This window comes from Rhizobium sp. ZPR4, from assembly GCF_040215725.1.
GTDB lineage: Bacteria > Pseudomonadota > Alphaproteobacteria > Rhizobiales > Rhizobiaceae > Rhizobium > Rhizobium rhizogenes_D.
The window spans coordinates 1,623,383-1,650,110 of record NZ_CP157967.1; the positions used below are offsets into that span (position 1 = coordinate 1,623,383).

The following is a 26,728-nucleotide window of genomic DNA, read 5'->3' on the forward strand; positions in this document are numbered from 1 at the left end:
CCCTGGATTCGAGCATTATGTTTTAAGCCTCGCGCGCGTCCTGAGAATAGCATCCGCAACCGCCAGCGCGTCCCTGTTGATTGCGACATTGTGTACGCGGAATATCGCAGCACCCTGCAACCGTAGGATCGCGCTGGTTGCGGCGGTGCCGACATCCCGATCAGCTGCCTCGCGACCCGTTATAGTGCCGACGAACCGCTTGCGCGAGGTGCCGACCAATAGAGGCAGCTCGAAGCGCAACAGAGCATTGAAACGCGCCATCAGCTCCAGATTTTCCTCGGCATTCTCCTTGGCAAAACCAAAACCTGGATCGAGCACGATCGTGTGCCTGTCGACGCCGGCGGCGGCAGCGATCTCCAGCGAGCGATTGAGAAAGAAAAGCTGGTCATCGATCACATCAGGCAGCTTCTGCCGGTCGCGCCCCGTATGCATGATGCAGAGACCGGCGCCCGTTTGCGCCGCCACGGTGGCAATATCAGGCTCGCGCTGCAGGCCGAAAACGTCATTGACGATATGTGCGCCGGCTCCGATCGCCAGCCGCGCCGTATCGGCGCGATAGGTATCGATCGAGATCAGCGCGTCGGTCTTGCTGCGCAAGGCCTCGATCACGGGCAGCACCCGCCCCTGCTCCTCGCTGGCATTGACAGCGGCGGCATCTGGCTTGGTCGATTCGCCGCCGATATCGATGATGGCAGCCCCATCCTCGACACAAGCCAGCGCATGGGCGACAGCTGCGTCGACGGCCTCATAGTGACCGCCATCGGAAAAGGAATCCGGCGTCACATTGACGATAGCCATGATGACGCCCTGTCCGCCGACATCGATGCTGCGGCCATGCGCGACATGCCAGGTTTGGCTGCGAAGCTCGGTCACGAACCGTCCCATCCTATTGAAAAGGAAAAAACCTTGCGCTTGATATTGCGCTCACCGTGGCTATGCCGCAAGGTTCACAGAAGTTCAACATGGTAGCGACACGAATGCCGCTTGCATCCCATAAGTTCAGTCTTTCGTGTGCATTGCTGCTCGCGTTCTGCATACCCGGTGTGGCCGGTGCGGAAGTCATCGCCCGCAAATCCATTTCCTATTTCGACATCAAGGGCAGCACCGCCGACGCGCTGGATGCCGCCCTGAACCAGCGCGGACCGCTGGCGATAGGCTCCAGCAGCCATCATCCCGGTGCGACGAAGATCCGCTTCGGCGGCAATGCAACCTATAGCGAAGCAAATGGCCGCTGCTACATCTCCGGCGTCAAGGTTACGGTCGACACGGAAATCATTCTGCCGCGCTGGCGCGACCGGCGGCATGCCAGCAAGCAGCTTTCCATGATTTGGGATACCTTGGCCGCCGATATCCGGCGCCACGAGGACCGGCATGTCGAAATCGCCCGCCAGCATGCGCGGCAGATGGAAAGGCAGATCCTGTCTCTCCCATCCGCCAGCAATTGCGATGCGCTTCAGGAAAAGGCAAACGAGGTGACGTCGCGGGAAACCGAACGACACGATGCCGATCAGGCGCGCTTCGACCGCGTCGAAGCGATTAATTTCACGAGCCGGATGCAGAGGCTGCTCTACTACCGCAGCCGCCAGGGTGCCCAGCAATAGCCTTTCGAAGCACTACCATCGGTGCAAAAGGCGATGAAGAAGCGCCAACTGTGGGAAATCAGTCACTATATCCTGTGAATCGTCTGATCTCGTCGCTCTTTGAACTTTACGAGAATCTGAAATAGGTTTTTCCTATCAATTACAGAGACAAACGCACTGGTTGATTCGAAGAAGACCGGGCGGATGTCGCAAAAGGATCGATTTTGAGTACCTGCGGCGGCGGGTTTCTTCGCTCTTCGGCGCAGTCGGGGTTTGTTTTTCAAAGCATGCGCTAAGTGTTCTCCTGGCGCGTCCTGAAGCCGCAGGTGTTTCCTCCCTTGCCTGCGGTGATGCGCCCGCCTCGCCTCGCTCGCTGCACCAGCTGAGCGGGGCATCTTTTTTGGGCATTTGGCTTTCAGCCGGATTATCGCAAAGGAACGAGTGGCGGCATGCGCCTGAGGCCAGGCATCAGGCCTGGCGTTCCGGCACATGAACGACAAGACCGTCCAGTGCGCTCTTCATCTTGATCTGACAGGAGAGCCGCGAGTTCGGACGAACGTCGAAGGCGAAGTCGAGCATGTCTTCTTCCATGGCTTCCGGGCCGCCGACCCTATCGGTCCAATCCTCGTCGACATAGACATGACAGGTGGCACAGGCGCACGCGCCGCCGCATTCCGCTTCGATGCCCGGAACGGAGTTGCGCACGGCATTTTCCATTACGGTGGAGCCCTCGTCGACATTGAGGTCAAAGCGTGTGCCGTCGAATGCGACGATGGTCAATTTGGTCATGTGGGTGAATTCCGAATTACGTGAATGAAGGACGATCGGAATTTTACTTCCAACAAATCGCTGGGGCAGTCAACATTTGCGCCGCCGAAACGGTTTATCCCGTCTGGCGGCGCAAGAACGCACATCATTGATCTTCGAGCGGATCAGCTCAGCGCGAAAGCTTCAAAATGAAGTTTTCGGCCTCGATGACGCTGGTTGTGACCGCTGCCATCTGGGCGGCGTCGCCGATATTGCTTTCGAGCGCTCCGGCCGCGTCCGCGACGCGGAAAGCGCCAACGGCGCTGGCAGCACCCTTCAGCTTGTGCGATGCGGCCTCCATGCGCTTCGGATCGCCGCTGCCGATCTCCTGCAGGCAGGAACGAGCCTGCCTTGCGAACATCTGCAACACCTCGACCTCAAGCGCCTTGTCGCCCATCGTCTGCTTGCCGAGATGGACGAGATCGATCGCCCGCTCCCGCGACGGAGCAGCGCCCCGCGAATTGTCCGGAGATTCAAATGCGATGTTCAAAGCTGCCATGTGCCAATGCTCCCGTCATTTATCTATGACTGTTTTATGGACCTGCTGCATAGTTGCGGCCCGGGCATGGCCATCCAGTTAAATTTTGGCACATTCAGGGCCGAAAACTCCAGACATGGTTAACGTGCGTTAAACATGCTCAAAATCTTGGGTTTTCATGGCGTTGAACAGGCAAACAGGGTTAATGGCGCCTTAACGATCCACTGGCTTTAAGGTGGAATTAATTGTCATGACTGGGGGAATGTGTCACTACGATACTAGTAAATTGGGTAGATGGCACATGCCTTTGCCCCGGAAGTGGATGATGGTAATGTTTTCATAACATCCGTTTGAAAAACCAGTTATCCACTCTGAAATGTAATGGGAAATCCAAGCTCGATATTGATCGAAGGCGGAGGACCCCACGGGAGGCAGGGTTCGTCTTTTCCGGACACGGCGGAATTACCGGAAAAGACACGGCAAGCCCGAGTGAGTTGTAACGAGGCGTAACCGCATGGCGAACAAAAAGTACATCGAGTCGGTCGAGGACAAGGCCTTTCAGGCGTTGGACGAAGCTTTGCAGATCGATTTCAGTGACGAGAGCTTGGAGTCCCGCAGCGGCACTACGCCCGATATCCCGGAGCGAAATGTGTCTGAGCCGCCGAAACAGCCGATAAAGCAGAGCAGAGATGATGCCGCCCGCACAAATGGCGGCGCACGCAGCTCCGCCGCCCCCGCTACCCCGCCCCGCCCCGCCGAGGCGCCGAAGAATCCGAACCTTGCAGCCGCCAATGACGGCAGCCGGGCAAGCTCCGCAAGCATATTGAGGGCGCTCGACGGAGCCTCGCAGAGCCACGCGGTGCGAAACGCCACGATCTTCTCGCTGTTCTGGATCATCGGCGGCGCCGGCCTCGCCTTCATGCTTTATGGCACGCAGATCCGAAACATTCATTCGATTGCGGATCTTGCGGCCCTTCCGGGCGTCATCGCCTGCATCGTCGGTATCATCGTTCCGGTGCTGCTCTTCTATGCTTTCGGCATGATGATCTCGCGTGCGCACGACATGCGCAATGCCGCCCGCTCCATGGCGGAAGTCGCCCTGCGCCTCGTCGAGCCGGAAACCGTCGCTTCCGAGCGCATCATGACGGTCGGTCAGGCCGTGCGCCGCGAAGTTTCGGCAATGAACGAGGGCATCGAACGCACTATTGCGCGTGCCACCGAGCTCGAAACCCTCGTCCATACCGAAGTCAATGCGCTGGAGCGCAGCTACGCCGACAACGAATTGCGCGTACGCAGCCTGGTCCACGAGCTGGGCACCGAGCGTGACGCCATCGTCAATCACGCCGAGCGGATTCGCTCGTCGATTTCAGGCGTGCACGATCAGATCAAGGAAGACCTGTCGCTGGCGACCGAAGAAATCGCTGTGCGCCTCTCCACTTCGGGCGAAGCTTTCGCATCGATGATCGATACGCGTGCCGCCGCCCTGATGGAGAAGTCGGATTCGGCTGTTCAGGCCCTCGGGACCCTGCTTTCCGCCAAGACCGACAGCCTGCTGCAGAACCTGAACGCTTCGGGCCTCTCTCTCAGCCATGAATTCGATACCCGCCTGGAATCCCTGTCGTCGACCCTTAGCGAACGCGGCAATGCGCTGCTTGGCCAGTTCGAAACGCGTGCCTCGACGCTTGATGCGAACACCGAAAAGCTGAACTCCGCCCTCAACGAGCGTGCGCGCCAGCTCAACGAGACGCTGGTTGCCCGCACCCGTGAAATCAGCGAGAGCCTGACCGGCGGCGAGCGGTCCATTACGGGCACGCTCGACAATGTTCTGTCCCGCCTCAACACCGCGCTCGACGAAAAGGGCGCAAGCTTCCGTCAGAGCCTGCAATCGACGGCCGATGACGCCATCATGGATATCGATCTGCGTTCCGGCTTCTTCGAAGAGCGCTTCCAGTCGACGATCGCACAGCTTTCGACCACGTTCGACGACCGCGTATCGGAATTCACCTCCGCCTTCGACAAGCGTGCCGGCAGCCTGGACACCAAGCTCTCGGAAAGCCTTACTCGCATCAACCAGTCGCTCGGCAGCAATTCGGATGCGCTGGAAGGTATCTTGACCTCCAGCATCGAGCGTTTGGGCTCACACCTCACCGACCAGTCTTTCGCTCTGGCGACGACGCTGGCAACCGGCCAGGAAGTGCTGGAAAGTGCGATCGGTTCCAAGGCGAACGAGATCACCTCTGCGCTGCAGAACGCGACGACAGGCATTTCTTCCGCCCTGACTTCGGGCACGAGCGAACTCAACACCACACTCGCCTCGCATGCCGGCGCCTTCACCTCGGCCGTGCAGGGCGTCACGCGGGAAGTCTCGACCGCCCTGCAAAGCGGCACGGAAGAACTCACCTCGGCCTTCACCGGCCGGGCCAACGAGATCAACAACACGCTTTCCGCCCGCACCAGCGAAATCACACAGGCTTTGGGTTCAGCCCATGAGCGCGTCGATGCCGTGATGGCGGCTCGCAGCAACGCCTTGTTCGGCGCACTGGCCGAAAACCAGTCTCGTTTCGAGCAGACGCTTGCCGAGCGTTCGGAAGCAATCACCAGTGCCGTCAGCGGTTCTCACGAGCATCTGACCGCCGCCCTCGACGAACGCACCTCGATGCTGGCCATTTCGCTGGCCGAAAGCCAGTTGCGCCTCGAAAACACGCTGGCGAGCCGCGCCGACGCCATCAACAACGCCATGACCGAAACCCATGGCAGGCTAGCCGACACGCTCGACGACAAGACAATGGCGCTTGCTATTGCGCTTTCCGAAAGCCAATCCCGCCTGGAAGACACGGTTTCCGGCCATGCTGAGCATGTTGCGGGCACGCTGGATGCCAAGACCAAGGAACTTGCGCGCGCGCTCGCCGACGGTCAGGCTCGTCTCGAAAGCACCGTCTCCGGCCATGCCGAAAGCGTCACCAATGCTCTCGACGACAGGACGATGGCGCTCGCTATCGCGCTTTCCGAGAGCCAGGCACGGCTGGAGGAAACCGTTGCCGGTCACGCCGACCGCGTCGCTGACACGTTCGAAGGCAAGACCAGTGCCCTCGCCGCCGCTCTGACCTCCGGCCAATCTCGTCTTGAAGAAACCCTCGCCAACCGCGCGGAAGCGATCATCAAGGCGTTTGCAGGCAACCATAATGCTTTGGCCGAAGCGCTGGACGACAGAACGATGGCACTCGCCATCGCGCTCAGTGAAAGCCAATCCCGCCTGGAAAGCACCATCGCCGGGCACGCGGAAAGCGTTGCAAGCACGTTGGATGACAAGACGATGGCATTGGCCATTGCTCTCTCCGAAAGCCAGCTTCGCCTTGAAAACGCCGTTTCCGGCCATGCGGAAAGCGTCGGCGCCACGCTGGACGACAAGACGATGGCGCTCGCCATCGCGTTGTCGGAAGCCCAGACCCGTCTCGAAGATACCGTCTCCGGCCACGCCGAACGCGTTGCCGATACGCTCGAAGGCAAGACACGGGCGCTCTCCGATGTGCTGACCTCCGGCCAGTCGCGCCTCGAAGCAACGCTCGCCAACCGCGCCGAGGCGATCACCAACGCATTCAGCAGCAACCACAACGCCCTGGCCGACGCACTGGACGACAAGGCAATGGCTCTCGCCATTTCGCTCTCCGACACCCAGTCGCGGCTTGAGGATACGGTATCAAGCCGTCTCGACGCCCTCTCCGAAACCGTTGCCGGCACTCACGACAAGATCGTCAATAGCCTCGACGACCGGACGATGGCCCTGGCTATCGCCCTTTCGGAAAACCATGCGAAACTCGAAGACACTCTTACCAACAGCGCCAAGGCCATTGCCCATACCGTCACCAGCGGCCATGAAGCACTGACCAACACGCTCGACGACAAGAGCATGGCCTTCGCAATCTCGCTCGCTGAAAACCAGAACCGCTTCGAAAGCGCCCTGGAAGAACGGGCCAACGCACTTCTCGACAGCGTCTCCGGCGCTGAATCCCGTGTCGCCGGCGCCTTTGGCGACAAGGCAGATGCCATCCGCGCCGCCTATAGCGAAAACCAGGATCGCCTCGACCGCTCGCTCACCGCCCATACCGACGCTCTCTCCGAAATGCTCGGCAGCAACAGTGATCGCGTCGAAACCGTTCTCGGCACCACGACCCGTCAGCTCGAAAACACACTCGGCGCCGGTCTGTCGCAAATGGACCAGAACCTGGCCTCGGCCTATGAGCGTATGCGCTCCACGCTGGAAGACCGCAGCAATGCCATCAACCTCGCTCTGCGCGACGCTCATACGCAGATCGACAACACACTGATGGAACAGACGACTGCCATTGGCACCTCGATCGCCACCAGCGCCAGCATGCTGGAAATGTCGCTCGAAGATCGCGAAGCGTCGCTGCGCCAGACCATCGACACCAGCGCGAGGACATTGGAAGAGCGCCTGAACAGCGGTGCGGGCGACATTGCCGGCCGTATCCAGCAGGCCGCAGGCGACATCGCGCGCTCGGCCGAAACCTTCTCGTCCAACCTCAATCAGTCGATCGACGGCATGACGAACCGCTTTGCAGAGACCGGCTCGCGGGTCGAGGCCAGCCTGTCGGCTCTCGAAAATCGCATCAACGAAGGCGTTACCGGCGTTGCCGCCCAGGTCGATGCTGCCGGCAACCGCCTCTCCGATACGTTGGCGAGCGGCGCAGCAAAGATCGACGACAGCGGCAGCCAGGCATCCGCCCGCATCGAAGAGCGCCTCTCGACCATGGATCGCGCCCTCAATGTCGGCCTTGAAGCCGTCAATCGCACGATCGAAGGCAAGGCCGCCAATCTGGCCACCACGCTGCGCACGGCTGTTGCCGATGCCGCGCAAGGCATGGACACGGAAGCGACACGCACGGCCGATCTGCTCGCCAACACCGGACAGCAGTTCGCCGAAAACCTCGGCAGCCACAGCGATGCTTTCGCACGCGCCATGACCGATCGCTCCAACGACCTTGTCAACCGCGTCTCGGAAACGCAGAACCGGTTGGCAAGCCAGGCTGCAGCCGTTGCCCAGACCTTCTCGGAAGCAGGCAATGCGATCGTCAACAAGGTCGCCGAAGCCGAAGGCCTCGTCAGCAACCAGGTCAATACGATCTCGCAGGCCCTGTCTTCGGCGGAACAGTCGCTGGAAGCACGCGGTGCGGCCATCAGTAACACGCTGGCCGGTGGCAGCGCGCAGATCGCCTCCACCATGTCTCAGGTCGAGCGTGCGCTCGAGGAGCGCAGCACGGCGATCCGCAGCTCACTGGAAGAGCGTGCCCGTGAAATCGACTCCACGCTTGCCGATGTCGACAAGGCGCTGGAAGCCCGTGGCTCCTCCATCCGCACTTCGCTCGACGAGCGCACTCGCGAGCTGAATTCGATGCTGGCCGGACGCTCTACCGAGCTGTCGCGCCTGATCGATGAAAAGGCTCGCCCGATCGTCGATCGCTATGCGGCAACGGGTCAGGAAGCCGCAGCCCTCATCTCGGCTGCAGCCCAGGAGAGCACCGAACGTCTGCGCGCCGAAAACGCCGCCCTCATCAACGCGATTTCATCGCGCACGGAGCATGCGGTCAGCACGGTCAGCGCACTCGAAAATAACCTGCTTGCGAGCGTCAACGGCATCATCGCTCGCCTGGCGGACAACAACTCGGCGATCGCCGGCCTGCTGTCCAACGCGGCGACCGAATTCGCAAACGTCGACGATCGCCTGACGGCAACCTCGACACGCTTCGCCGAATCCGCTGCGAAGGCCGGCGAGATGGTGTCGGCCTCCAGCCGCCTCCTCGAAGGCAAGGTCGACAAGCTGTCCGAGATCACCGGCCAGACCCTGTCGCAGGTCGGCAGCATCGTTGGCCGCTTCGACGATCACTCCAAGGTGCTGTCGCAGGCTTCGCAGCTTCTGGGTGCTGCCCAGTCGAACCTGGTCTCGACCTTGGAAGAACGCGAAACCGCGCTGCAGAACCTGGCCGTTGGCCTCGTTCAGCGCTCGGAAGAGATCGAGAACACCATGCGCGCCCTCGGCTCGATGGTGGAAACCGCCTTCGACCGCGCGGAACAGCGCTCGAACCAGGTGACCGGCAATCTTCGCCAGGGCGTGCAATCGTCCTTTGCGGATATCGGCCGTGTTCTTTCCGACGCCGAGAAGCGCGCCGAGGATGCGGCAGAAAACATGCGCGGCGCATTGCACAAGGCCGGCGAGGAGGCGAACCAGGCTATCGAAAGCACATTCGCCAATGCCGAGCGCCGTTCCAGCGATCTCACCAACCGCCTGCGTGGCGGCCTGACGGCTTCGCTCTCCGAGGTCGAGCAGATGCTCGCCGATGCCGGTAAGACCTCCGACACGGCAGCCGAGCAACTGCGCGAAACGCTGCGTGTCGCCGTCGATGACGCGATCGGCCGCTTCGCCGGCGCAACGGACGAGATCCGCCGCTCGGCCGGTGATATCCGCCGCGAGCTCGACCTTACCCGCAGCGAACTGAAGCGTGGTGCCTTCGACCTCCCGGAAGAGGCAAAGGAAAGCGCCGCAGCCATGCGTCGCGCCGTTGCCGAACAGATCAAGGCCCTGCAGGACATCTCGCAGATCGTCGGCCGCTCGACGCAACAGCTGGAAATTTCCGAGCCTGCAGCCCGCGCGCTTGCGGATGCACAGCCCGCTCCGCGCCCGCAGCCCGCAGCACCTGCACCGGCCGCCCCCCGGCCACAACAGCCTGCGCCGCAACAGCCGGCTCCACAGCAACCGGTCGCCCAGCAGCCTATGCAGCGGCCGGCACCGCAGCCGCAGCAGCCTTCGATCGAGTCCCTCGGCTTGCGTGGATCGATCCCAGCCGAGCGCCCGGCGGCACAGCCGCAGCGTCCGGCTGAAACAGCAGCTCCTGCCCGTCAGGAAGCAGCCGGCGGCGGCTGGATCAGCGATCTGCTTCGTGGCGCTTCACGCGACGAAAACGCCGGTCTGCAGCCCGCACGCCAGACGACCGCGAAAGCCCCGGTGGAGCAGGCACCCGCTCCCACCGCGCGCAACCCGCGCCATGTCGTGGAGTCGCTGAACTCGCTTTCGGTCGATATCGCCCGCGCCATCGATCATGACGCTTCGGTCGATCTGTGGCGCCGTTACCAGCGCGGCGAACGCGACGTGTTCACCCGTCGCCTCTACACGCTCAAGGGCCAGCAGACCTTCGACGAAATCAAACGCAAGTACGACCGCGAGCCGGAATTCCGCACCGCAGTCGATCGCTACATCGCCGATTTCGAAAAGCTGCTCGCAGATGTCGCACGCACCGATCGCGACAAGACGGTCACGCAATCCTATCTCACATCGGATACCGGCAAGGTCTACACCATGCTGGCGCACGCAGCGGGTCGCCTGAGCTGAGATAGATAAAGGACGAATGCTTGATCCCCGGCAGAAATGCCGGGGATTTTGATTCAAGGTATTCCTTAGGTTTTACGGCATGAAAATGGGCGGCTCAGCCGCCCTTGCTTTGTTTGGCAGCAGCTCCGCCCGGCTTATCGCGCTTCATGTACCTTCGAAATCAAACCGCTGGTAATACCCACAAGGAGGAAGTTGTTCTTGAGGTGAACCCAGTGATAGCCGCGAGGAGGCGCGGATAGCTGGTAGACGCGATAGTCGATTTCCGTTGCGCGGCGGCGGTCGGAGGCCGACAGGCGGCGACCCTTGACCCAACCGCCCTTGCGGATGACGACCTTCTTCTTCACCACTTCCTTCTGGGCGACGGCCTGCTTGCTGGCGGGTGCAGGCTTGACTTGCGCAGCCGCAGCCAGCGGCATCCCGATGATGGACGCCACAAGAAGGGCAGTGAAGATTTTTCTCATTGGTTGTTTCCTCATTTCAGACTCTGCACGCGAACTTATCGTGACAGACATGAAACGAGTCTGACAGTCGAATTACAATTCCGTAATGGACGCGATTGCTTCGGTCAGGCGCCCGCTTCGCGAGAAGTCTTATAGCTCATCGTAGTTAAACCAGTCGAAATCCGCCGTCTTCGCACGCCCCGAGGTATCAAAGGCAAACATGCCGACGAAAGCGCCGGTGAAGGAGCCATGCTCGCCACGTCCGCCTTCGTCCGAGATGACGCCAGCATCGAGCACAGGCCCGATGGCCTGCCATGCGCCCATGCCTTCGGCCTGCCAGAAGAACTGCAGGTCGTTGTCCCGCACTTCCATGGCAAGCTGGATCCGCCCATCCGGTACAGCGATGCCACCCTCGATCGGAAAACTCAGACGGCCGTTCGGATAGTCGCCCGGGCAGGTCATGATGGTGACGCAGCGGCCGAGCTTCTCATGTAAGGTCACTGCGATGGCATGCAGTTTGAAGCGATTGTAGTAATGCGTCAGGCCCGCCACCTGCTGATAAGTGTCAGGCTGGAAATCGACGACCGTTTCGGCGCGAAAACTGTGATGCTCCTGACGGCGGGCGACGAGCGATTGCTCGAACCAGGAACCGATGCTCTCGCGGGCGAAAAGCCGCAAATGGCCGGGGCGATCCGTCAGGCTGAAGATGCGCTCCGGTTGCGGCGTGCGCAACCACTGGAAATCCGCCGGCAATTTGCGCTCATCGAAATTGTAACCGCTGCGCCGGGGCTTTTCGATGCGCTGGGCACCGTTCAGGCCAGAGACATCGACATCGGGAACACCGGTGCCATTTTCTAGATAGAGCCACCCATCCTCTTTCCAGACGCATTTCTGCAAAGCCGTCTCTCGACCGAGCGTGCAGCGACGATGCGGCGACAGAGGCCGCCCGCAAAGATGCGTATGATGGAACTGCCCGTCATGTGTCTCGACATACTGGCCGTGGCCGGCACGCTGCAATGCCGCTTCCGGATGATCCTTCGAGGTGATCAGGTGCTTGTTCGGATGCAATTCATAAGGACCGGCGATATCGCGGGAACGCGCCATGGTCACGGCATGATCATAGCCGGTGCCGCCTTCCGCCGTAGTCAGATAGTACCAGCCGTTGCGCTTGAAGAGATGCGGCCCTTCGACCAACCCAAGCTCCGTGCCAGCGAAGATGTTCCTGATCGGGCCCTTCAGGGATTTTTCCACCGGATCCCATTCCTGCAGCAGGATGCCATCGAAGGCCGGCGTCTTCGGCGAGCCGCCATAGCTCTCGGTGCGGTGGTTCCATTGCATGTTGACGAACCACTTGCGGCCGTCGTCGTCGTGGAACAGCGAAGGATCGAAACCGGAGGAATTTACATAGGCCGGCTCGGACCATTCGCCTTCGATGGTCGGCGACGTCACGATGTAATTATGGGCATCCTTGAAGTTGCCGTCATAGCGCTTGACGTCGGTATAGACGAGCCAGAACAGGCCATCCGCATAAGAGAGGCAAGGTGCCCATATGCCGCAGCTGTCGGGTTCGCCGCGCATGTCGAGCTGCGATGCACGCTCCAGCGGCCGCCTCACCAGGGTCCAGTTTACGAGGTCGCGCGAATGATGGATCTGCACGCCCGGATACCATTCGAATGTCGAGGTGGCGATATAATAGTCCTCGCCGACGCGGCAGATGGATGGGTCGGGGTTGAAGCCCGGCAAGATCGGATTGCGGATCATGAAACTCTCCTCCGGAGACCACGACAAGCGGCAATAAGGGAAAACGCCCGGGACTTTGCCCGGGCGCTTTATGATGATCAGTCGCGTTCGGCGGACTTGGCCCAGAGATTGATGTCGGCCTCCTTGGCATAGACGTCGATCTGCTTCAGCTCTTCGGCCGTGAAGTCGAGATTATCGAGTGCCTTGACGCAATCGACGATCTGCGACGAGCGGCTGGCGCCGATCAGAGCCGAGGTGATACGGCCGCCGCGCAGAACCCAGGCGATCGCCATCTGCGCCAGCGTCTGGCCGCGCTTCTCGGCAATCTCGTTGAGCTTGCGGATATTGTCGATGATCGACGGGCGGATGAAGTCGCGCTTCAGGAAGTGGTTCTGTGCAGCACGGCTGTCATCCGGAATGCCGCCAAGATACTTGGTCGAGAGCATGCCCTGAGCCAGCGGCGAGAAGACGATGGAGCCGATGCCGAGTTCTTCGAGCGTATCCACCAGACCGTCATCCTCGACCCAGCGGTTGAGCATGGAATAGCTCGGCTGATGGATCAGGCATGGCGTGCCGAGGTCCTTGAGGATGGCGGCAGCCTCGCGCGTACGCTGCGAATTGTACGAAGAAATGCCGACATAGAGCGCCCTGCCCGAACGGACGATATGGTCGAGCGCGCCGCAGGTTTCTTCGAGCGGCGTATCTGGATCGAAGCGATGGGAATAGAAGATATCGACATAGTCAAGGCCCATGCGCTTCAGGCTCTGGTCGCAGGAGGCGATCAGATACTTGCGGCTGCCCCACTCGCCATAGGGACCCGGCCACATGTCGTAGCCGGCCTTGGAGGAGATGATCAGCTCGTCGCGCAGACCGGCGAAATCGGTGCGAAGAATCTCGCCGAACGCGGTCTCGGCGCTGCCGGGAGGCGGTCCGTAATTGTTGGCAAGGTCGAAATGGGTGATGCCGAGATCGAAGGCCGTACGGCACATGTCGACCTTGCGGTCATGCGGCGTGTCGCCGCCGAAATTGTGCCAGAGCCCCAGCGAGACCGCCGGCAGCTTCAGACCGGAACGGCCGGTCCTGTTGTATTTCATTTTTGAATAACGATCGGATGCCGGTTGCCAGGCCATGGTAGAATTCCTTCGAGATGAAAAAGCGCGCGGGTTGTTCACCCGCGCGCAAACTAGCTCTTCCTGCGCTTACTTCAAGAGCGCCTGCGCCTCTTCGATGCCGAGAGCTGCCGGTTGCGTGCAGGTCGTGCTGAGATCGATGAAACGACCTTCCTCGCCGGACTTCAGGATCGAGGTCATGACGTCGACGCCGTGCAAAGTGCGGTCGAGCGAGCAACGCGCATCCCGGCCGTCGATCAGCGATGCAGCAAGATCGGCGAGACCGGCCGTGCGATAGTTGGCACGCGAACCGTTCGGGCTTTCCTGATTGACGATGCCGAAAGGATGCGCCCAGTTTTCCAGTGGCTTGATGTCCTTGTCGCGGCCGCTTGCCTCGACGGTGCCGCCGAAGAAGTTCGGGTCGGGCACATAGAGCGAGCCCTCGGTGCCGTAGAGCTCCATATTGGCATGGCGGTGCGACCAGACATCCCAGCTCGTCGTCAGCGTGATCCGGGCACCGCTGACGAATTCGAGCAGCGCCTGGATCGTCGTCGGCGTCTTCACCGGGATGATCTCGCCATTGCGCGGCTGGCTGGTGATCGTGCGGGTCGGCGATGCCATGGAGGTCATCGCCCCCACGCGCTTCACCGGACCGATCAGGTTGATGAGGTTGGCGACATAATAGGGGCCGAGATCGAGGATCGGGCCGCCGCCAGGCAGGAAGAAGAAATCCGGGTTCGGATGCCACATTTCCATGCCGGGGCTCATCACATGGCACGAGCCGGAGGTGATACGGCCGATGCCGCCGTCATCGATGAACTTGCGCGCGAGCTGATGCGCGCCGCCGAGGAAGGTATCGGGAGCGCAGCCGACGGCGAGCCCCTTTTCCTTGGCGATGCGACGCAGCTCTTCGCCCTGCTCCAGCGTCAGCACCAGCGGCTTTTCGGAGTAGACATGCTTGCCCGCTTCGAGGATGCGCTTGGAAACCGGGAAATGCGCATCCGGAATGGTCAGGTTGACGATAACGTCGAGCTCGTCATTGGCGAGCAGTTCGTCGATGGTCTGGGCCTTGACCTTGTATTCCTCGGCGCGCGCACGCGCCGCTTCCATGTTGATATCAGCGCAGGCCAGCACCTTCAGGCCCTTGAAGAGCGGTGCAAGCGAGAAGTAGGTGGTCGAGATGTTGCCGCATCCGATGATGCCGACGCCAAGTTCCTTAGCCATGTGGAAGTGCCTCAAAAGCTCTTGAAGGATGCGATGGAGCGCGTGATCAGGCGATCGACATCGCTCGGATTGTCATGTTCGACGACGAAGTGCTTGGCCCTTGTGCCGGCGAGCGCCTTGAGCAGCTTTGCCCACGGAACCGTGCCGTGGCCGACATCGGCCCAGCCGTCTTCGTTCTTGTTTTCGCCAGCCGGCGCGATGTCCTTGACGTGAACGGCCGTGATGCGCGGACCGAGCTTTTCGATCCAGGCGAAGGGATCGCCGCCGCCACGGATGACCCAGGCGATATCGGCTTCCCAGGAAATATCCGGAGCACCTTCGAAGATCTGCTCGATCGGCAACGAGCCGTCGGCCTGCTTGACGAATTCGAAATCGTGGTTGTGCCAGCCGAATTCGAAGCCCGCATCCTTGTAGGGCTTGCTCATTTCATGCAGGCGCTTGCCGAATGCACGCCAGCCGGCCGCATCGCTCGGACGCTGATCGGCGCCGATATGCGGCGCATAGATCGAATCCATGCCGAGGGTCTTGGCGATGGTCAGTGACTTCTGCACTTCGCCGTCGAGGAAATCCGGGCTGAAATGGCCGCTTGCCATCCGCAGGCCGTTCTTGTCGAGCTCGGCACGCAGGGTCTTGAGGCCGGCCTCATCGAGATCGGCATAGATACCGCCGAAACCTTCGACTTCGGCATAACCGGCCTTGCCGAGCTTGACGAAGATCTCCGAATAGGGCTGAAAATTGCGGGCGCTATAAAGCTGAAATCCAAGTTTCGTCATCGATAGTCCTCCAATGGCCTCCGGGCCGTCTGTCTTGGGCTTGTGGCCCCGAAAGCGCCGCCACTGCGGCGCGATAGCTCAATCCATCAGTTGTTTGACCGCCAGCTAGCTGTCCACCGACTGGCTGGATTGCAAATCATAGATGCGGAATTCAGGCACCCTATTTGCCAGCAGCTTGGTCGGCGTGAAGACGATGCGGCGGCTTTCGCCGGCTGCAAGATCGAAAGCGTTGTCGGAGTAACGTCCCTCGACCTCGCTCTCGATCATCACGAACAACGCAAGTCCCTTGGCGGTGACTGTGAGTTCCACCGTCCCGTTTTCCTCCTGCTCCTCCCTCAGCACCGTCAGGCCGGCAGGCTGAAGCTCGAGCGCCTTGTAGGTGCCGTGGACATAGTGCCCCTCGCCGCCCGTTCCATTCGATGCGGTGAAACGCCACGCCAGCAGGCAATCGGCCGGTACCTGATCCGCATCGATCGACAAGGCCGTGACAGCCGCATCCGGCGTGCAGACGGCATGCGCCGTCGTCAGCGGCACGCGTTCGCCATTGAGCTTGAGCAGCGAGACGGAAATATCGGCCGTGACATCCGCATTGGTGTCATTGACCAGAGAGAAGCGGATCGTCTTGTTGTCTTCGGACGGAATTGCCGCGACCGATACCGGCTGGAAGAAGCGCCGCACCAGATAGTGCATCACCTTCCACCGGCCGCCGTAATCGAGACTGGACCACGAGGCCACCGGCCAGGTGTCGTTGAGCTGCCAATAGATCGTGCCCATGCAATGCGGTTTCAGCGACCGCCAATATTCCACCGCCGTCTTGATTGCGAGGCCCTGCTGAACCTGGCTCAGATAGACGAAATTCGGGAAATCCTTCGGGAAGCGGAAATATCGGAACATCGTGCCGGCGATGCGTTCGTTGCCGCCGGCATTCTTCTGGTGCAGTTCCATGACCGGAGAGGCGATGTTCATGTCCTTCGCCTCGGCATAGGTCTTGATGACGGGCAGCGAGGTATAGGACTGGAAGCCGAATTCCGAGCAGAAGCGTGGGCGAACGGACCGATAATTGTCGAAGGACTTGTTCTCGTGCCAGACCGACCAATAATGCATGTCGCCCGAGCCGTCGGCATGCCATGCGTCGCCGAAGTTGAGATAACCCGAAGCCGGGCTCGACGGCCACCAGATCGCATCCGGCAGCGCTTTCTTCATCGCCGTCTCGATCGTCCTGTTCAGGCGATCGTAGGAGACGAGATAGCGATCACGATCTTTGCGGGATTCCTCGAACCAGGTGAGCGCGCCCACGAGTTCATTGTCGCCACACCAGAGAACGATGGACGGATGTGTCGCAAGCCGACGAACCTGATAGCCCACCTCCGCCTCGACATTCTCCAGGAAATCGCCCGTCGAGGGATAAAGATTGCAGGCGAACATGAAGTCCTGCCACACCATGAGACCCAAGCGGTCGCAGGTATCATAGAACCACTCATGCTCGTAGAAGCCGCCGCCCCAGACGCGGATCGCATTCATGTTGGCATCGACGGCCGATTGCAACAGATCCTCGGTCGCGGCCGGGTTGGAGCGCGAAAACAGCGCGTCGGCCGGAATCCAGTTGGCCCCGCGGGCAAAGATCTCGCGGCCGTTGACCTTCAGCGCGAAACGGCTGCCGGCCTCATCCTCTGTGGTGATAAGCTCGATCGTCCGTAGACCGATCTGTCGAGTGACTGTTTCGAAATTGGTTTCCACGGACAAGGCATAGAGCGTCTGCTCGCCATTGCCGGCCGGCCACCAAAGCTTCGGCTTATCGATATGGAAGAAGTGGGTAATCGAGGTTTCGCCGGCATTGACGCCGACATCGAGACGCACCCGCTCATCATCGAGCGAGAAATAGAGCTGTGCGATCCCCGTTCCCTTGGCAAACAGCGCGACCGTCACCTTGAGGTCGACCGAACCGTCGTCGTTGTGAATCTGCTGGGAGACGACATTCTCGACCCGGGCGATCTCGAGCTTCTTCAGCGCGATGGTGCCGTAAAGGCCGAGCGGCGCGATCGCGATGTTCCAGTCCCAGCCGAAATGGCATTGCGGCTTGCGCAGCATGTTGCCGTTCGGGATCGGCGAGTTGCCGGTGCTGTAGGGAATGTAGAAAGGCTGCTTGTCCTGCAGCGCAGCGCCGGCCGCAATGCTCGAATGCAGAACGATACGGATGGTGTTTTCGCCCGTCTTCAGCGCCTTCGAGACATCGGGGCGATAGCGCTGGAAGCAGTTGTTGCCCTCCAGCACGAGCGCATCGTTGACGTAGACGCTGGCGATGGTGTCGAGATAATCGATATCGAGATACCAGTCACCGCCGGCGTCATCGAGCGTGAAGCTGCGCGTCAGCTCCCAATCCTGCTTCGCGACCCACTGCACGACCTCTTCGTTGCGCGCGAAATAGGGATCGGGAATAAGCCCTTCCGCATGCAGCGCGGAATGGACATCACCGGGCAGCGACATCGATAGCGAATGATCGCTGTCTGGAGACGTCAGCCTCCACGAACCGGCAAGATCGACGGCAGAATTATCATTGAGCGAAGACGACATCGGACCTCCCCGGACCGCTGTGAGGTGGAGGCGCTCGGACCGCCTCCCTGCATGGGATCATATTCTGAGTTCTGTCTGCGCATCAAAGAGCGATGCGAGAGACATGTCAAAGCCAAGCTTTACGGCCGAACCGGGGCCAAAGCGCCTGGCGCCGTTGACGCGAACCGACATGGTGTGGCCGGCATGCTTCAGCCACAGCAGATTGTCGGCACCCATCGGCTCCTCGATATCGACGGTGGCATTGTGGACCTCGGCGCCCGACGCCGCCTCTTCATTGACCTTGATGTGTTCGGGACGGACGCCCAGCACAACCTTGCGGCCCGCTTGAAGAGCCTCTCCGGCTTTATAGCCATCGAGAGAAAACAGCACGTCATTGGTCGCAAACACGACCTTGCCTTCGCGGTTGACCAGCTCGCCCTTGAGGAAGTTCATCGAAGGCGATCCGATGAAGCCGGCGACGAAGAGATTGCGCGGCTCGTTGTAGATCGTCGTGGGATCATCGAGCTGCATGATGACGCCGTTCTTCATGATCGCGATGCGATCGGCAAGCGTCAGCGCCTCGATCTGGTCGTGGGTCACGTAGATCATCGTGTTCTTCAGCGACTGGTGCAGCCGCTTGATTTCCACGCGCAGCTCCGAGCGCAGCTTGGCGTCGAGGTTCGACAGCGGCTCGTCGAAGAGGAAGACGTCGACATCGCGCACAAGTGCCCGGCCGATGGCAACGCGCTGGCGCTGGCCGCCGGAAAGTTCGGCCGGCTTGCGCTTCAGGAGCGGCTCGATCTGCAGGATCTCGGCCGCCCGGGCGATGCGCTTCTTGATCTCATCTCCCGGCACCTTGGCCACACGGAGACCGAAGGAGAGGTTCTTCTCGACCGACATCTGCGGATAGAGCGCATAGGACTGGAACACCATGCCGATGCCGCGATCCTTCGGCTCTTCCCAGGTGACGTTCTTGCCCTTGATGAAGATCTGCCCCTCACTGATGTCAAGCAGGCCGGCGATGCAGTTGAGCAAGGTCGACTTGCCGCAGCCGGAGGAACCGAGAAGCACGAGGAACTCGCCGTCATTGATCTCGAGATTGAGATTTCTCAGGACGTTGACCGCACCGAAATTCAGCGAAAGGTCTTTGATGGAAACGCTGCTGTTCATGGATCAACCCTTCACTGCGCCGGCGGCGATGCCCCGGACGAAGAGCCGTCCGGACACGAAATAGACGATAAGCGGCACCGCGCCGGTCAGTAGCGTTGCGGCCATGTTGACGTTGTATTCCTTCACACCCTGCACGGCGTTGACGACGTTGTTGAGCTGCACGGTCATCGGATAGTTCTGCGTGCCGGCGAAAATGACGCCGAACAGGAAGTCGTTCCAGATGCCGGTGATCTGGATGATGATCCCGACGACGAAGATCGGCAGAGACATGGGCAGCATGATGCGCAGGAAGATCTGCCAGAATCCCGCGCCATCGACGCGCGCCGCCTTGAAGAGTTCTGGCGGAAGCGAGGCGAAGTAGTTGCGGAACAGCAGCGTGTTGATCGGCATGCCGAAGATCGTATGCACAAGCACGATGCCGCCAAGCGTTGCAAACAGCCCCAGTTCGCGCAGCACCATGACCAGCGGATAGAGCATGACCTGGTAGGGGATGAAGGCGCCGAACAGGAGAATCGTGAAGAAGATTTCCGATCCCTTGAAGCGCCAGTTGGCCAAGGCATAGCCGTTGACCGAGGCGACGGCAATCGAGACGATGACGCTCGGAACGAGGATCTTTACCGAATTCCAGAAGCCGACCTGAATGCCGTGGCAGTAGAGCCCGGTGCAGGCCTGCGACCAGGCTTTCACCCAGGGTTCGAAGGTGATTTCCATGGGCGGCGCGAAGATATTGCCCATGCGGATTTCGGGCATGCCTTTCAGCGATGTGACGACCATCACGTAAAGCGGCAGCACGTAGTAGAGTGCGGCAAGCCCGAGAATGCCGTAGAGCATGATGGTGCGCGGCGCGAAGCGGCGCTTGGGTTTTGCGCCCGAAGGCTCGATGGTGGCGGCGAATGCCATTTGGTGCCTCCCTTATCTGCGCTTCTGGCGGAACTCGAAGAGAGCCCACGGCACGACGAAGATGAACACGGTAACCAGCATGACGGTGGAGGCGGAAAGCGCCTGGCCGAGATTGGAACGCTGGAACATGAAGTCGTAAACATATTTGGCAGGCATCTCGGACGCGAAGCCCGGCCCCCCGGCGGTCATGGCGACCACCAGATCGTAGACGCGCACGATGCCCGAAGCGACGATGACCAGCGTGGTGACGAAGACGCCGCGCATCATTGGAATGACGACGAAAATATAGGTCCGCCAGGCCGGAATGCCGTCGACGCGGGCCGCCTTCCAGATTTCGCCGTCGATGCCGCGAAGCCCCGCCAGCATCAACACCATGACCAGACCGGTGCCCTGCCAAAGCCCGGCAATGACCAGCGCATAAAGCACGGTCTTCTGATTGCCGAGCAGCGCGAAATTAAACCACGTAAAGCCCATGTCCTGCATCAGCTTCGGCAGCCCGAGCGCCGGATCGAGAATCCATTGCCAGACCAAACCGGTCACGATGAAGGACAAGGCGAAGGGATAGAGAAAGATGGTTCGGAACGTATTCTCGAAGCGGATTTTCTGATCCATCAGCACGGCCAGGAAGAAGCCGACGACGAAAGCAAAAATCAGGCTGAGAATGCCGTATGTCGCAAGATTGCCGATCGAGATGTTCCAGCGATCAGTGCCCCACAGGCGCTGATACTGCATGAAGCCAACAAAGTTGGAACTGGGCAGCAGCCTTGAATCCGTGAAAGAATAGATGACGGTCCAGAGCGTGCAGCCGACAAAGACGACGATCACCGTCAACACCATCGGAATGGCGGCAATCTTCGCATTGAGGTTGCGGAACAGACCAAATGGCCGGACAGCGTTAGCCATCGATACCTCCGTTGGTGGCTGGCGTCGGGACAGGCGAGAACCCTCGCCCGTCCCATGTCGGCCATCGCGATTGATAGGATGGTCGTGTGCTTACTGCGCCTGCTTGAAGATGGCGGCCTGCTTCTCGATCGCCTCATCCACCGTCATTTTCGACGAGAAGAACTGCAATCCGAGATCGGTCATCTGACCGCGCGTATCCGGGTCGATCAGCTGGGTGACACCCGGCACGACATTGTCAGGGTTCTTGAGGATCTCCAGACCCTTTTTCATGCAGCTGCTGGCCGCGCTCAGGTCGATATCGCCACGCACCGGCAGCGATCCCTTGGCGAGGTTGAACTTGACCTGGGTTTCCTTGGAAACCAGCATGCTCGCAAGCTCGAGCTGTGCCTTGGTGATGTCGGCATTGCTGTTCTTCGGGAAATAGAAGCTGTCACCGCCGGTATCGAGCAGGCCATGGAAGCCGAGACCCGGCAGGCAATCGTAATCCTTGCCGGCAACCTGCTTGGCGACGCCAAACTCGCCCTGCGCCCAGTCGCCCATGATCTGAGCGGCGGCCTTGCCTGTGATGACCATATTGGTGGCGACGTTCCAGTCGCGGCCGGAATAGCTCTCGTCAACCAGATCGCGCGCCTGGGCGAAAGCGTCCCAAACCTTGCGGTTTTCGGGGCTCTTCACAGCGTCTGCGTCTTTCTTCTGATAGATCGCCAGATAGGTTTCCTTGCCGCCAATGCCGATCTGCATCACGCTGCGCATGCCGTCGACCTGCCAAGGGGCGCCGGTTGCGAGCGGAATGATGCCCTTCTCGCGCAGCTTCGGCGCGTCGGCTACGAATTCATCCCAATTGGCCGGAACCTTCATGCCGTTGTCTTCGAAGACATGCCGGTTGACCCACATCCACTGCCAGGAATGGATATTGAGCGGCACGCAATAGACGCGGCCTTCGTACGTGCACGAAGCCAGCAAGCTCGCCGGACGAATAATGTCCTTCCAATGTTCCTTTTCGGCGAGATCGGTCAGGTCGGTCATCAGGCCGGCCTTGACCAGCTCTTCGGCGTCGCGACCCGTGTTGAGCTGCGTTGCGCCCATGGGATTACCACCCAGAATGCGGCTGACGATCAGCGGCGTCGCAGTCGAGCCGGATCCGGCGATAGCGCCGTCGACCCAGTGATTGTTGCCGAGAGCATTGTACTGATCCGCCAGAACCTTCACGGCAGCAGCTTCACCGCCCGATGTCCACCAATGCGTCACTTCGAGATCAGTCGCGTTTGCTGAGAAGGCCGGAATCGCGACAGATGCGAGCAAAGCGGCGGCCACCAAACGAATATTCATGAGTTCTCCTCCCTCACTGAAACGTTGCCGGAAAAACCTAGTCGAATCATTTTCGACACGCAACCGCTCCTTCCGGAATTTTTTACAGATCCCTTGTTATGCAACCGGTGATTAAGTTTCCCCTGTGGAAGATACTGCCGAAATCCAACGAGAACATTGGCAATATTTTCGGGAAAGGCGAAATAAACGCATGATAAATATGGACATATCCCCTCGTCGCCCTGCAAGAGAATTCACGTCCCTTACTGGCGCAGCAAAATTTCCGGCGACTGATGACCATACAACCACCAGGCATACCCGTTACAAACGTCTCTAAAATAACGCTCGACTTTTGAACTGTATCGTTACAGTTTTCATGAAAATGGAGGAGGCAGCTCCGTAGCGTCTTTGCTTGCGGCATAGACGTGAGCAATATAAGCGGATTGGCTGCGGGAGGCGGCCGGGAGGCGAGCTTGAACGGAATGGACAATAAGAAAATTTCAGGAGGCGGAACGCCGTCCACCCCAGAACGGCCGACATTGAAGACGATCGCCTTCATGACCGGGCTTGGGATCACCACCGTCTCGCGCGCATTGAAGGATGCTCCGGATATCGGCGCAGAGACCAAAGAGCGCGTGCGCATGGTCGCCCGTCAGCTGGGTTATCAACCGAACCGCGCGGGCGTGCGCTTGAGAACCGGCAAGACCAACGTCATCGCGCTGGTGCTAAGCATCGACGAAGAAATCATGGGCTTCACCAGCCACATCGTCTTCGGCATCTCGGAAGTCCTGGCAGGCACCCAGTATCATTTGGTCATTACGCCGCACTCGCACAGCAAGGATCCGCTGGTGCCGGTGCGCTACATTCTCGACACCGGCTCGGCCGACGGTGTCATCATATCGCGTACAGAGCCGGACGATCCTCGCGTCGAGCTCATGCATGAGCGCGGCATGCCTTTCTCAACGCATGGGAGGACGGATATGGGCATCGTCCACCCCTTCCATGACTTCGACAACGAAGCCTTCGCGCATGAGGCTGTGCGGGCGCTGGTCGCAAGGGGGCGGCGGCGCCTGGCGCTGCTGCAGCCCTCCAGCAAGCTGACCTATTATTCGCACACCCGCATCGGTTTCCAGACCGGCCTGCATCAATATGGCGCCGAGGAGATCCCGCTCAGGATAACCACCGACAATGCTCTTGCCGATATCAAGGATACGGTCGAGGCGCTGATGCGATCACCGCATGCACCTGATGGGATCGTCTGTTCCAGCAGCGGCGGTGCGATTGCCGTCAATGCCGGCATCGAGGCAGCCGGTTTCCGCCTCGGCCGCGATATCGACATGGTCGCCAAGCAATCGACCGATGTGCTGAGCTGGATCCGGCCCGAGATCATCACGGTATCGGAAGACTTCCGTCACGCCGGCCGCGAGCTTGCCAAGGCCGTGATCGCCCGGATCGACGGCGTGGAGCCGGAGCTGCTGCAAAGCATCAGCGAGCCTGTTTGGCCAGACGAGCTGACAACAGAAAAAGCTCACCGAACGGGTCCGGCGAGCTTTCCTTATTGAAGCACAAGCAAGCCTCTCAGCCTTGTGCGCCGCTGCCCCAAGGGCCGTGATGGATATCCTTGCCGTCGACACGATCGAAACCGTGCGCGCCGAAGAAGTCACGCTGGGCCTGGATCAGGTTGGCGGTGCCGCGCGCCTGACGATAAGCGTCGAAGTATGTGAGCGCCGAAGCAAGGGCTGGAACCGGTAGGCCGGATGCCGTTGCTGCCGAAACGATACGACGCAGCGACGGGATCGATTCCTTGACCATCTCGGCAAAGGCTGGGGTAACGATCAGGTTCGCCGCATCCGGGTTCTTGGTGAAGGCGCTGGTGATCTCGTCGAGGAATTGCGAACGGATGATACAGCCGGCACGCCAGATCTTGGCGATGACAGGCATCGGCAGCGACCAGTTGAATTCCCTCGAAGCCTCGGCCATCACGGCAAAGCCCTGGGCATAAGCGCCGATCTTGGCGGCGAAGAGAGCAAGCTCGAGATCCTTCAGCAGATCGGGGCCGAAAGCGATCGGGAACTTGTAGTCCGGCGTGCCGAAGATCTTCTCGGCGGCTTCACGCTGGCTCTTGATGGCAGACAGGCTGCGGGCCGCGACGGCAGCTTCGATAGCGGTCGCCGGAATGCCCATGTTCTGCGCTTCGATGGCAGACCACTTGCCGGTGCCCTTCTGGCCGGCCTTGTCGAGGATAACGTCAGGCATGGCGCTGCCGGTTGCCGGGTCCTTGGCGGCAAGAACCTTCTCGGTGATCTCGATCAGGTAGGAGTTGAGGCGACCCTTGTTCCACTCGCCGAAGATCGAGCTGATCTCGGCAGCGCTCTTGCCGAGGCCGTCGCGCAGAATGCCGTAGATTTCGGCGATCATCTGCATGTCGGCATATTCGATGCCGTTATGGATGGTCTTGACGAAATGGCCGGCGCCGTCGTTGCCGAGCCAGGCAACGCAAGGATCGTCATTGTACTTGGCGGCGATCGAGGTCAGCACCTTTTCGACGCGCTTGTAGGAGTCTTCGGTACCGCCGACCATGATGGACGGGCCGTGACGCGCACCTTCCTCACCGCCGGACACGCCCATACCGATGAAAGTCAGGCCGGTATCCTTGAGGCGGTCGAAGCGGGCGATCGTGTCGCGGAAGTTGGCATTGCCGGCATCGATCATGATGTCGCCCTTGTCGAGATAGGGCTGCAGCGCCGCCATCTGCTGGTCGACCGGCTCGCCGGCCTTGATCATGATGATGATCGGTCGCGGCGGGCGGATCGCCTCGACGAACTCCTCGATCGTCTTGCAGGGAATGATCTTGTCCTTGAGCGCGCCCGCATTCGCATAAAATTCATCCGTTACCTGAGGCGTACGGTTGAATACTGCGATCTTATTGCCTTTTTCGGCGATGTTGAGCGCCAGATTCGATCCCATCACAGCGAGACCGATCAGCCCGATTTCTGCCTTTTCCACGACAATCCTCCAATGAGTCGTTGACTGCGCCAGGCCCCACCCTGAAGACCCGCAAGACACAGCAACATCCGATGTGACGCAATGCCACCGACGCTCGGCGCGACCGGCGACAGCCCTGCGTTGGGGGCTGTTGTTGCACTCCGGACGGAAAACGGCAAGCCTTCGAAAGCGGTGAATCGTTCTCTTTGCAGGACTGTGCAACAATGTTGCGGAATTCGCGATTCATCCGTTTCCGAACAAACGCCTGTTCTGCCAATCGCAGCCCCATGACGATGATATAGAGGAGGAAACCACGATGTCGACCATGAGCGCGAAGATCGTACACATCTCTATCGCTCGCGACTGGAGGGAGGTCTATGACTACGCCAGCCGACCGGAGAACATGCCTTTCTGGGCCTCTGGCCTGGCATCAGGACTGACACAGGATGGGGATGATTGGATCGCCGAAGGCACGCTAGGCACTGCCCGGGTGCGCTTTGCGCCTCGCAATGACTTCGGCGTCATCGACCATTGGGTAACACTGGAATCCGATCTGCAGGTCTACAATGCCTTGCGGATCGTACCGAACGGCGATGGTTGCGAGGTCATGTTCACCGTGCTCCAGCTACCGGGCATGGAAACTGCCCAATTCATGGCCGATGCCGCCCATGTCATGCGCGATCTGAAGACACTGAAGGAATTGATGGAGCGCTAATCGCCCTTACAGCGAACGCAAGGTCCAATCGACGAGTTCGCCTGTCACACCGGCAAATGCAGTATCGAGCGCCCGCACGAAATCGGGATTGCTGCCGCCGCTGACCGGCACGACCTTCCGGAATACACTCTGCGCCTTCACCGTACCGGTGCGATCGTTCAGGATTTTTTCCGAGATTTCGACGATTGCCGTCTTCTGGCCACCGGAGGCATTGATCTCGAAGGAACGGATATCGGTGACGATCTGGTAGTCGATGGCAAGCCCCTGCCCGGGCACGCCGACACCGCCGAGCTTGCCGGTATTTTCGAAAGCTTCGACCAGTTTCGATTGCACCATCTTGCTCAGCTTGTCGCTCCATTGCGATTTGCCGAGGTACTGAATTTCCGAGGGCGAGACGCGAATGACGATCTGATTGCTGTCCAGTGCCTGCAGCGCGGTCGGCGGCGGTATGAGAATCTGGCGGCTCTTGACCGAAGGCCCATTCGACTTTGCCGACGCGGAAAGATCGTAGGTATCGTTGTTGGAGGAGGTTCCACAGCCTCCCAGCAAGGCTGCGAGCAACGGCAACGCGATCACAGCTTTCCACATCTGATGACGCTCACTCGACACGCAACCGACCATATTTCGCTTATCCCCTGGAGACC

General features: G+C 60.2%; 19 protein-coding genes. 4 read left to right on the forward strand and 15 right to left on the reverse strand.

From position 1 onward, the window contains the following. Positions 1-15: 15 nt before the first annotated feature. Positions 16-798 (reverse strand): dihydropteroate synthase, encoded by a 783-nt coding sequence (gene folP, locus ABOK31_RS08050; protein WP_234910136.1) that lies wholly within the window; start codon positions 796-798, stop codon positions 16-18. Between the two features lie 164 nt (positions 799-962). On the opposite strand from folP, the gene ABOK31_RS08055 reads away from it, so the two are divergent. Continuing rightward, on the forward strand, positions 963-1,601 hold the full coding sequence (locus ABOK31_RS08055) for a DUF922 domain-containing protein (RefSeq protein WP_349958411.1): 639 nt from the start codon (positions 963-965) through the stop codon (positions 1,599-1,601). Between the two features lie 447 nt (positions 1,602-2,048). Here ABOK31_RS08055 and ABOK31_RS08060 read toward each other — a convergent pair whose 3' ends face one another. Both ABOK31_RS08060 and ABOK31_RS08065 read right to left on the reverse strand, forming a co-directional pair. Continuing rightward, on the reverse strand, positions 2,049-2,369 hold the full coding sequence (locus ABOK31_RS08060) for a 2Fe-2S iron-sulfur cluster-binding protein (protein ID WP_349958412.1): 321 nt from the start codon (positions 2,367-2,369) through the stop codon (positions 2,049-2,051). Positions 2,370-2,517: 148 nt separating this feature from the next. After that, positions 2,518-2,886, reverse strand: coding sequence for an Hpt domain-containing protein (locus ABOK31_RS08065; protein WP_174177373.1), 369 nt, complete (start codon positions 2,884-2,886; stop codon positions 2,518-2,520). 493 nt (positions 2,887-3,379) lie between these two features. Here ABOK31_RS08065 and ABOK31_RS08070 point away from each other — a divergent pair, with 493 nt between their 5' ends. Beyond that, positions 3,380-10,267: a hypothetical protein gene (locus tag ABOK31_RS08070; RefSeq protein ID WP_349958414.1), complete on the forward strand. Its 6,888-nt coding sequence runs from the start codon at positions 3,380-3,382 to the stop codon at positions 10,265-10,267. 134 nt (positions 10,268-10,401) lie between these two features. On the opposite strand, the gene ABOK31_RS08075 is transcribed toward ABOK31_RS08070, so the two are convergent. The 10 genes from ABOK31_RS08075 to ABOK31_RS08120 all read right to left on the reverse strand — a co-directional run bounded on the left by ABOK31_RS08075 (position 10,402) and on the right by ABOK31_RS08120 (position 22,405). Beyond that, entirely contained in the window at positions 10,402-10,728 is a 327-nt protein-coding gene (locus ABOK31_RS08075) for an RcnB family protein (protein WP_349958415.1), read from the reverse strand. Positions 10,729-10,857: 129 nt separating this feature from the next. Next, positions 10,858-12,468: a glycoside hydrolase family 43 protein gene (locus tag ABOK31_RS08080; RefSeq protein WP_349958416.1), complete on the reverse strand. Its 1,611-nt coding sequence runs from the start codon at positions 12,466-12,468 to the stop codon at positions 10,858-10,860. Between the two features lie 77 nt (positions 12,469-12,545). After that, the gene (gene mgrA, locus ABOK31_RS08085) at positions 12,546-13,577 is read right to left on the reverse strand and encodes an L-glyceraldehyde 3-phosphate reductase (protein WP_349958417.1); all 1,032 of its coding nucleotides are present in this window, start codon (positions 13,575-13,577) and stop codon (positions 12,546-12,548) included. Between the two features lie 69 nt (positions 13,578-13,646). Continuing rightward, on the reverse strand, positions 13,647-14,780 hold the full coding sequence (locus tag ABOK31_RS08090) for a Gfo/Idh/MocA family oxidoreductase (protein WP_349958418.1): 1,134 nt from the start codon (positions 14,778-14,780) through the stop codon (positions 13,647-13,649). A gap of 11 nt (positions 14,781-14,791) precedes the next feature. Next, on the reverse strand, positions 14,792-15,553 hold the full coding sequence (locus ABOK31_RS08095) for a sugar phosphate isomerase/epimerase (protein WP_349958419.1): 762 nt from the start codon (positions 15,551-15,553) through the stop codon (positions 14,792-14,794). Positions 15,554-15,658: 105 nt separating this feature from the next. Further along, positions 15,659-18,124 (reverse strand): glycoside hydrolase family 2 protein, encoded by a 2,466-nt coding sequence (locus ABOK31_RS08100; protein WP_349958420.1) that lies wholly within the window; start codon positions 18,122-18,124, stop codon positions 15,659-15,661. Positions 18,125-18,181: 57 nt separating this feature from the next. After that, entirely contained in the window at positions 18,182-19,273 is a 1,092-nt protein-coding gene (locus ABOK31_RS08105; RefSeq protein WP_349958422.1) for an ABC transporter ATP-binding protein, read from the reverse strand. Positions 19,274-19,276: 3 nt separating this feature from the next. Then, on the reverse strand, positions 19,277-20,173 hold the full coding sequence (locus tag ABOK31_RS08110) for a carbohydrate ABC transporter permease (protein WP_174179447.1): 897 nt from the start codon (positions 20,171-20,173) through the stop codon (positions 19,277-19,279). Positions 20,174-20,185: 12 nt separating this feature from the next. Then, on the reverse strand, positions 20,186-21,076 hold the full coding sequence (locus ABOK31_RS08115) for a sugar ABC transporter permease (RefSeq protein WP_174179449.1): 891 nt from the start codon (positions 21,074-21,076) through the stop codon (positions 20,186-20,188). Between the two features lie 90 nt (positions 21,077-21,166). Continuing rightward, on the reverse strand, positions 21,167-22,405 hold the full coding sequence (locus ABOK31_RS08120) for an ABC transporter substrate-binding protein (protein WP_174179451.1): 1,239 nt from the start codon (positions 22,403-22,405) through the stop codon (positions 21,167-21,169). 461 nt (positions 22,406-22,866) lie between these two features. Between ABOK31_RS08120 and ABOK31_RS08125 the strand changes: the two genes are divergently transcribed. Then, the gene (locus tag ABOK31_RS08125; protein WP_174179453.1) at positions 22,867-23,946 is read left to right on the forward strand and encodes a LacI family transcriptional regulator; all 1,080 of its coding nucleotides are present in this window, start codon (positions 22,867-22,869) and stop codon (positions 23,944-23,946) included. Positions 23,947-23,962: 16 nt separating this feature from the next. Here ABOK31_RS08125 and gndA read toward each other — a convergent pair whose 3' ends face one another. Further along, positions 23,963-25,390 (reverse strand): NADP-dependent phosphogluconate dehydrogenase, encoded by a 1,428-nt coding sequence (gndA, locus tag ABOK31_RS08130; RefSeq protein ID WP_349958425.1) that lies wholly within the window; start codon positions 25,388-25,390, stop codon positions 23,963-23,965. A 295-nt stretch (positions 25,391-25,685) separates the two neighbouring features. Here gndA and ABOK31_RS08135 point away from each other — a divergent pair, with 295 nt between their 5' ends. Next, the gene (locus ABOK31_RS08135) at positions 25,686-26,084 is read left to right on the forward strand and encodes an SRPBCC family protein (protein ID WP_349958427.1); all 399 of its coding nucleotides are present in this window, start codon (positions 25,686-25,688) and stop codon (positions 26,082-26,084) included. A 6-nt stretch (positions 26,085-26,090) separates the two neighbouring features. Here ABOK31_RS08135 and ABOK31_RS08140 read toward each other — a convergent pair whose 3' ends face one another. Further along, positions 26,091-26,705, reverse strand: a complete 615-nt coding sequence (locus tag ABOK31_RS08140) for an ABC-type transport auxiliary lipoprotein family protein (RefSeq protein WP_174179456.1) — start codon at positions 26,703-26,705, stop codon at positions 26,091-26,093. Positions 26,706-26,728: the final 23 nt, after the last annotated feature.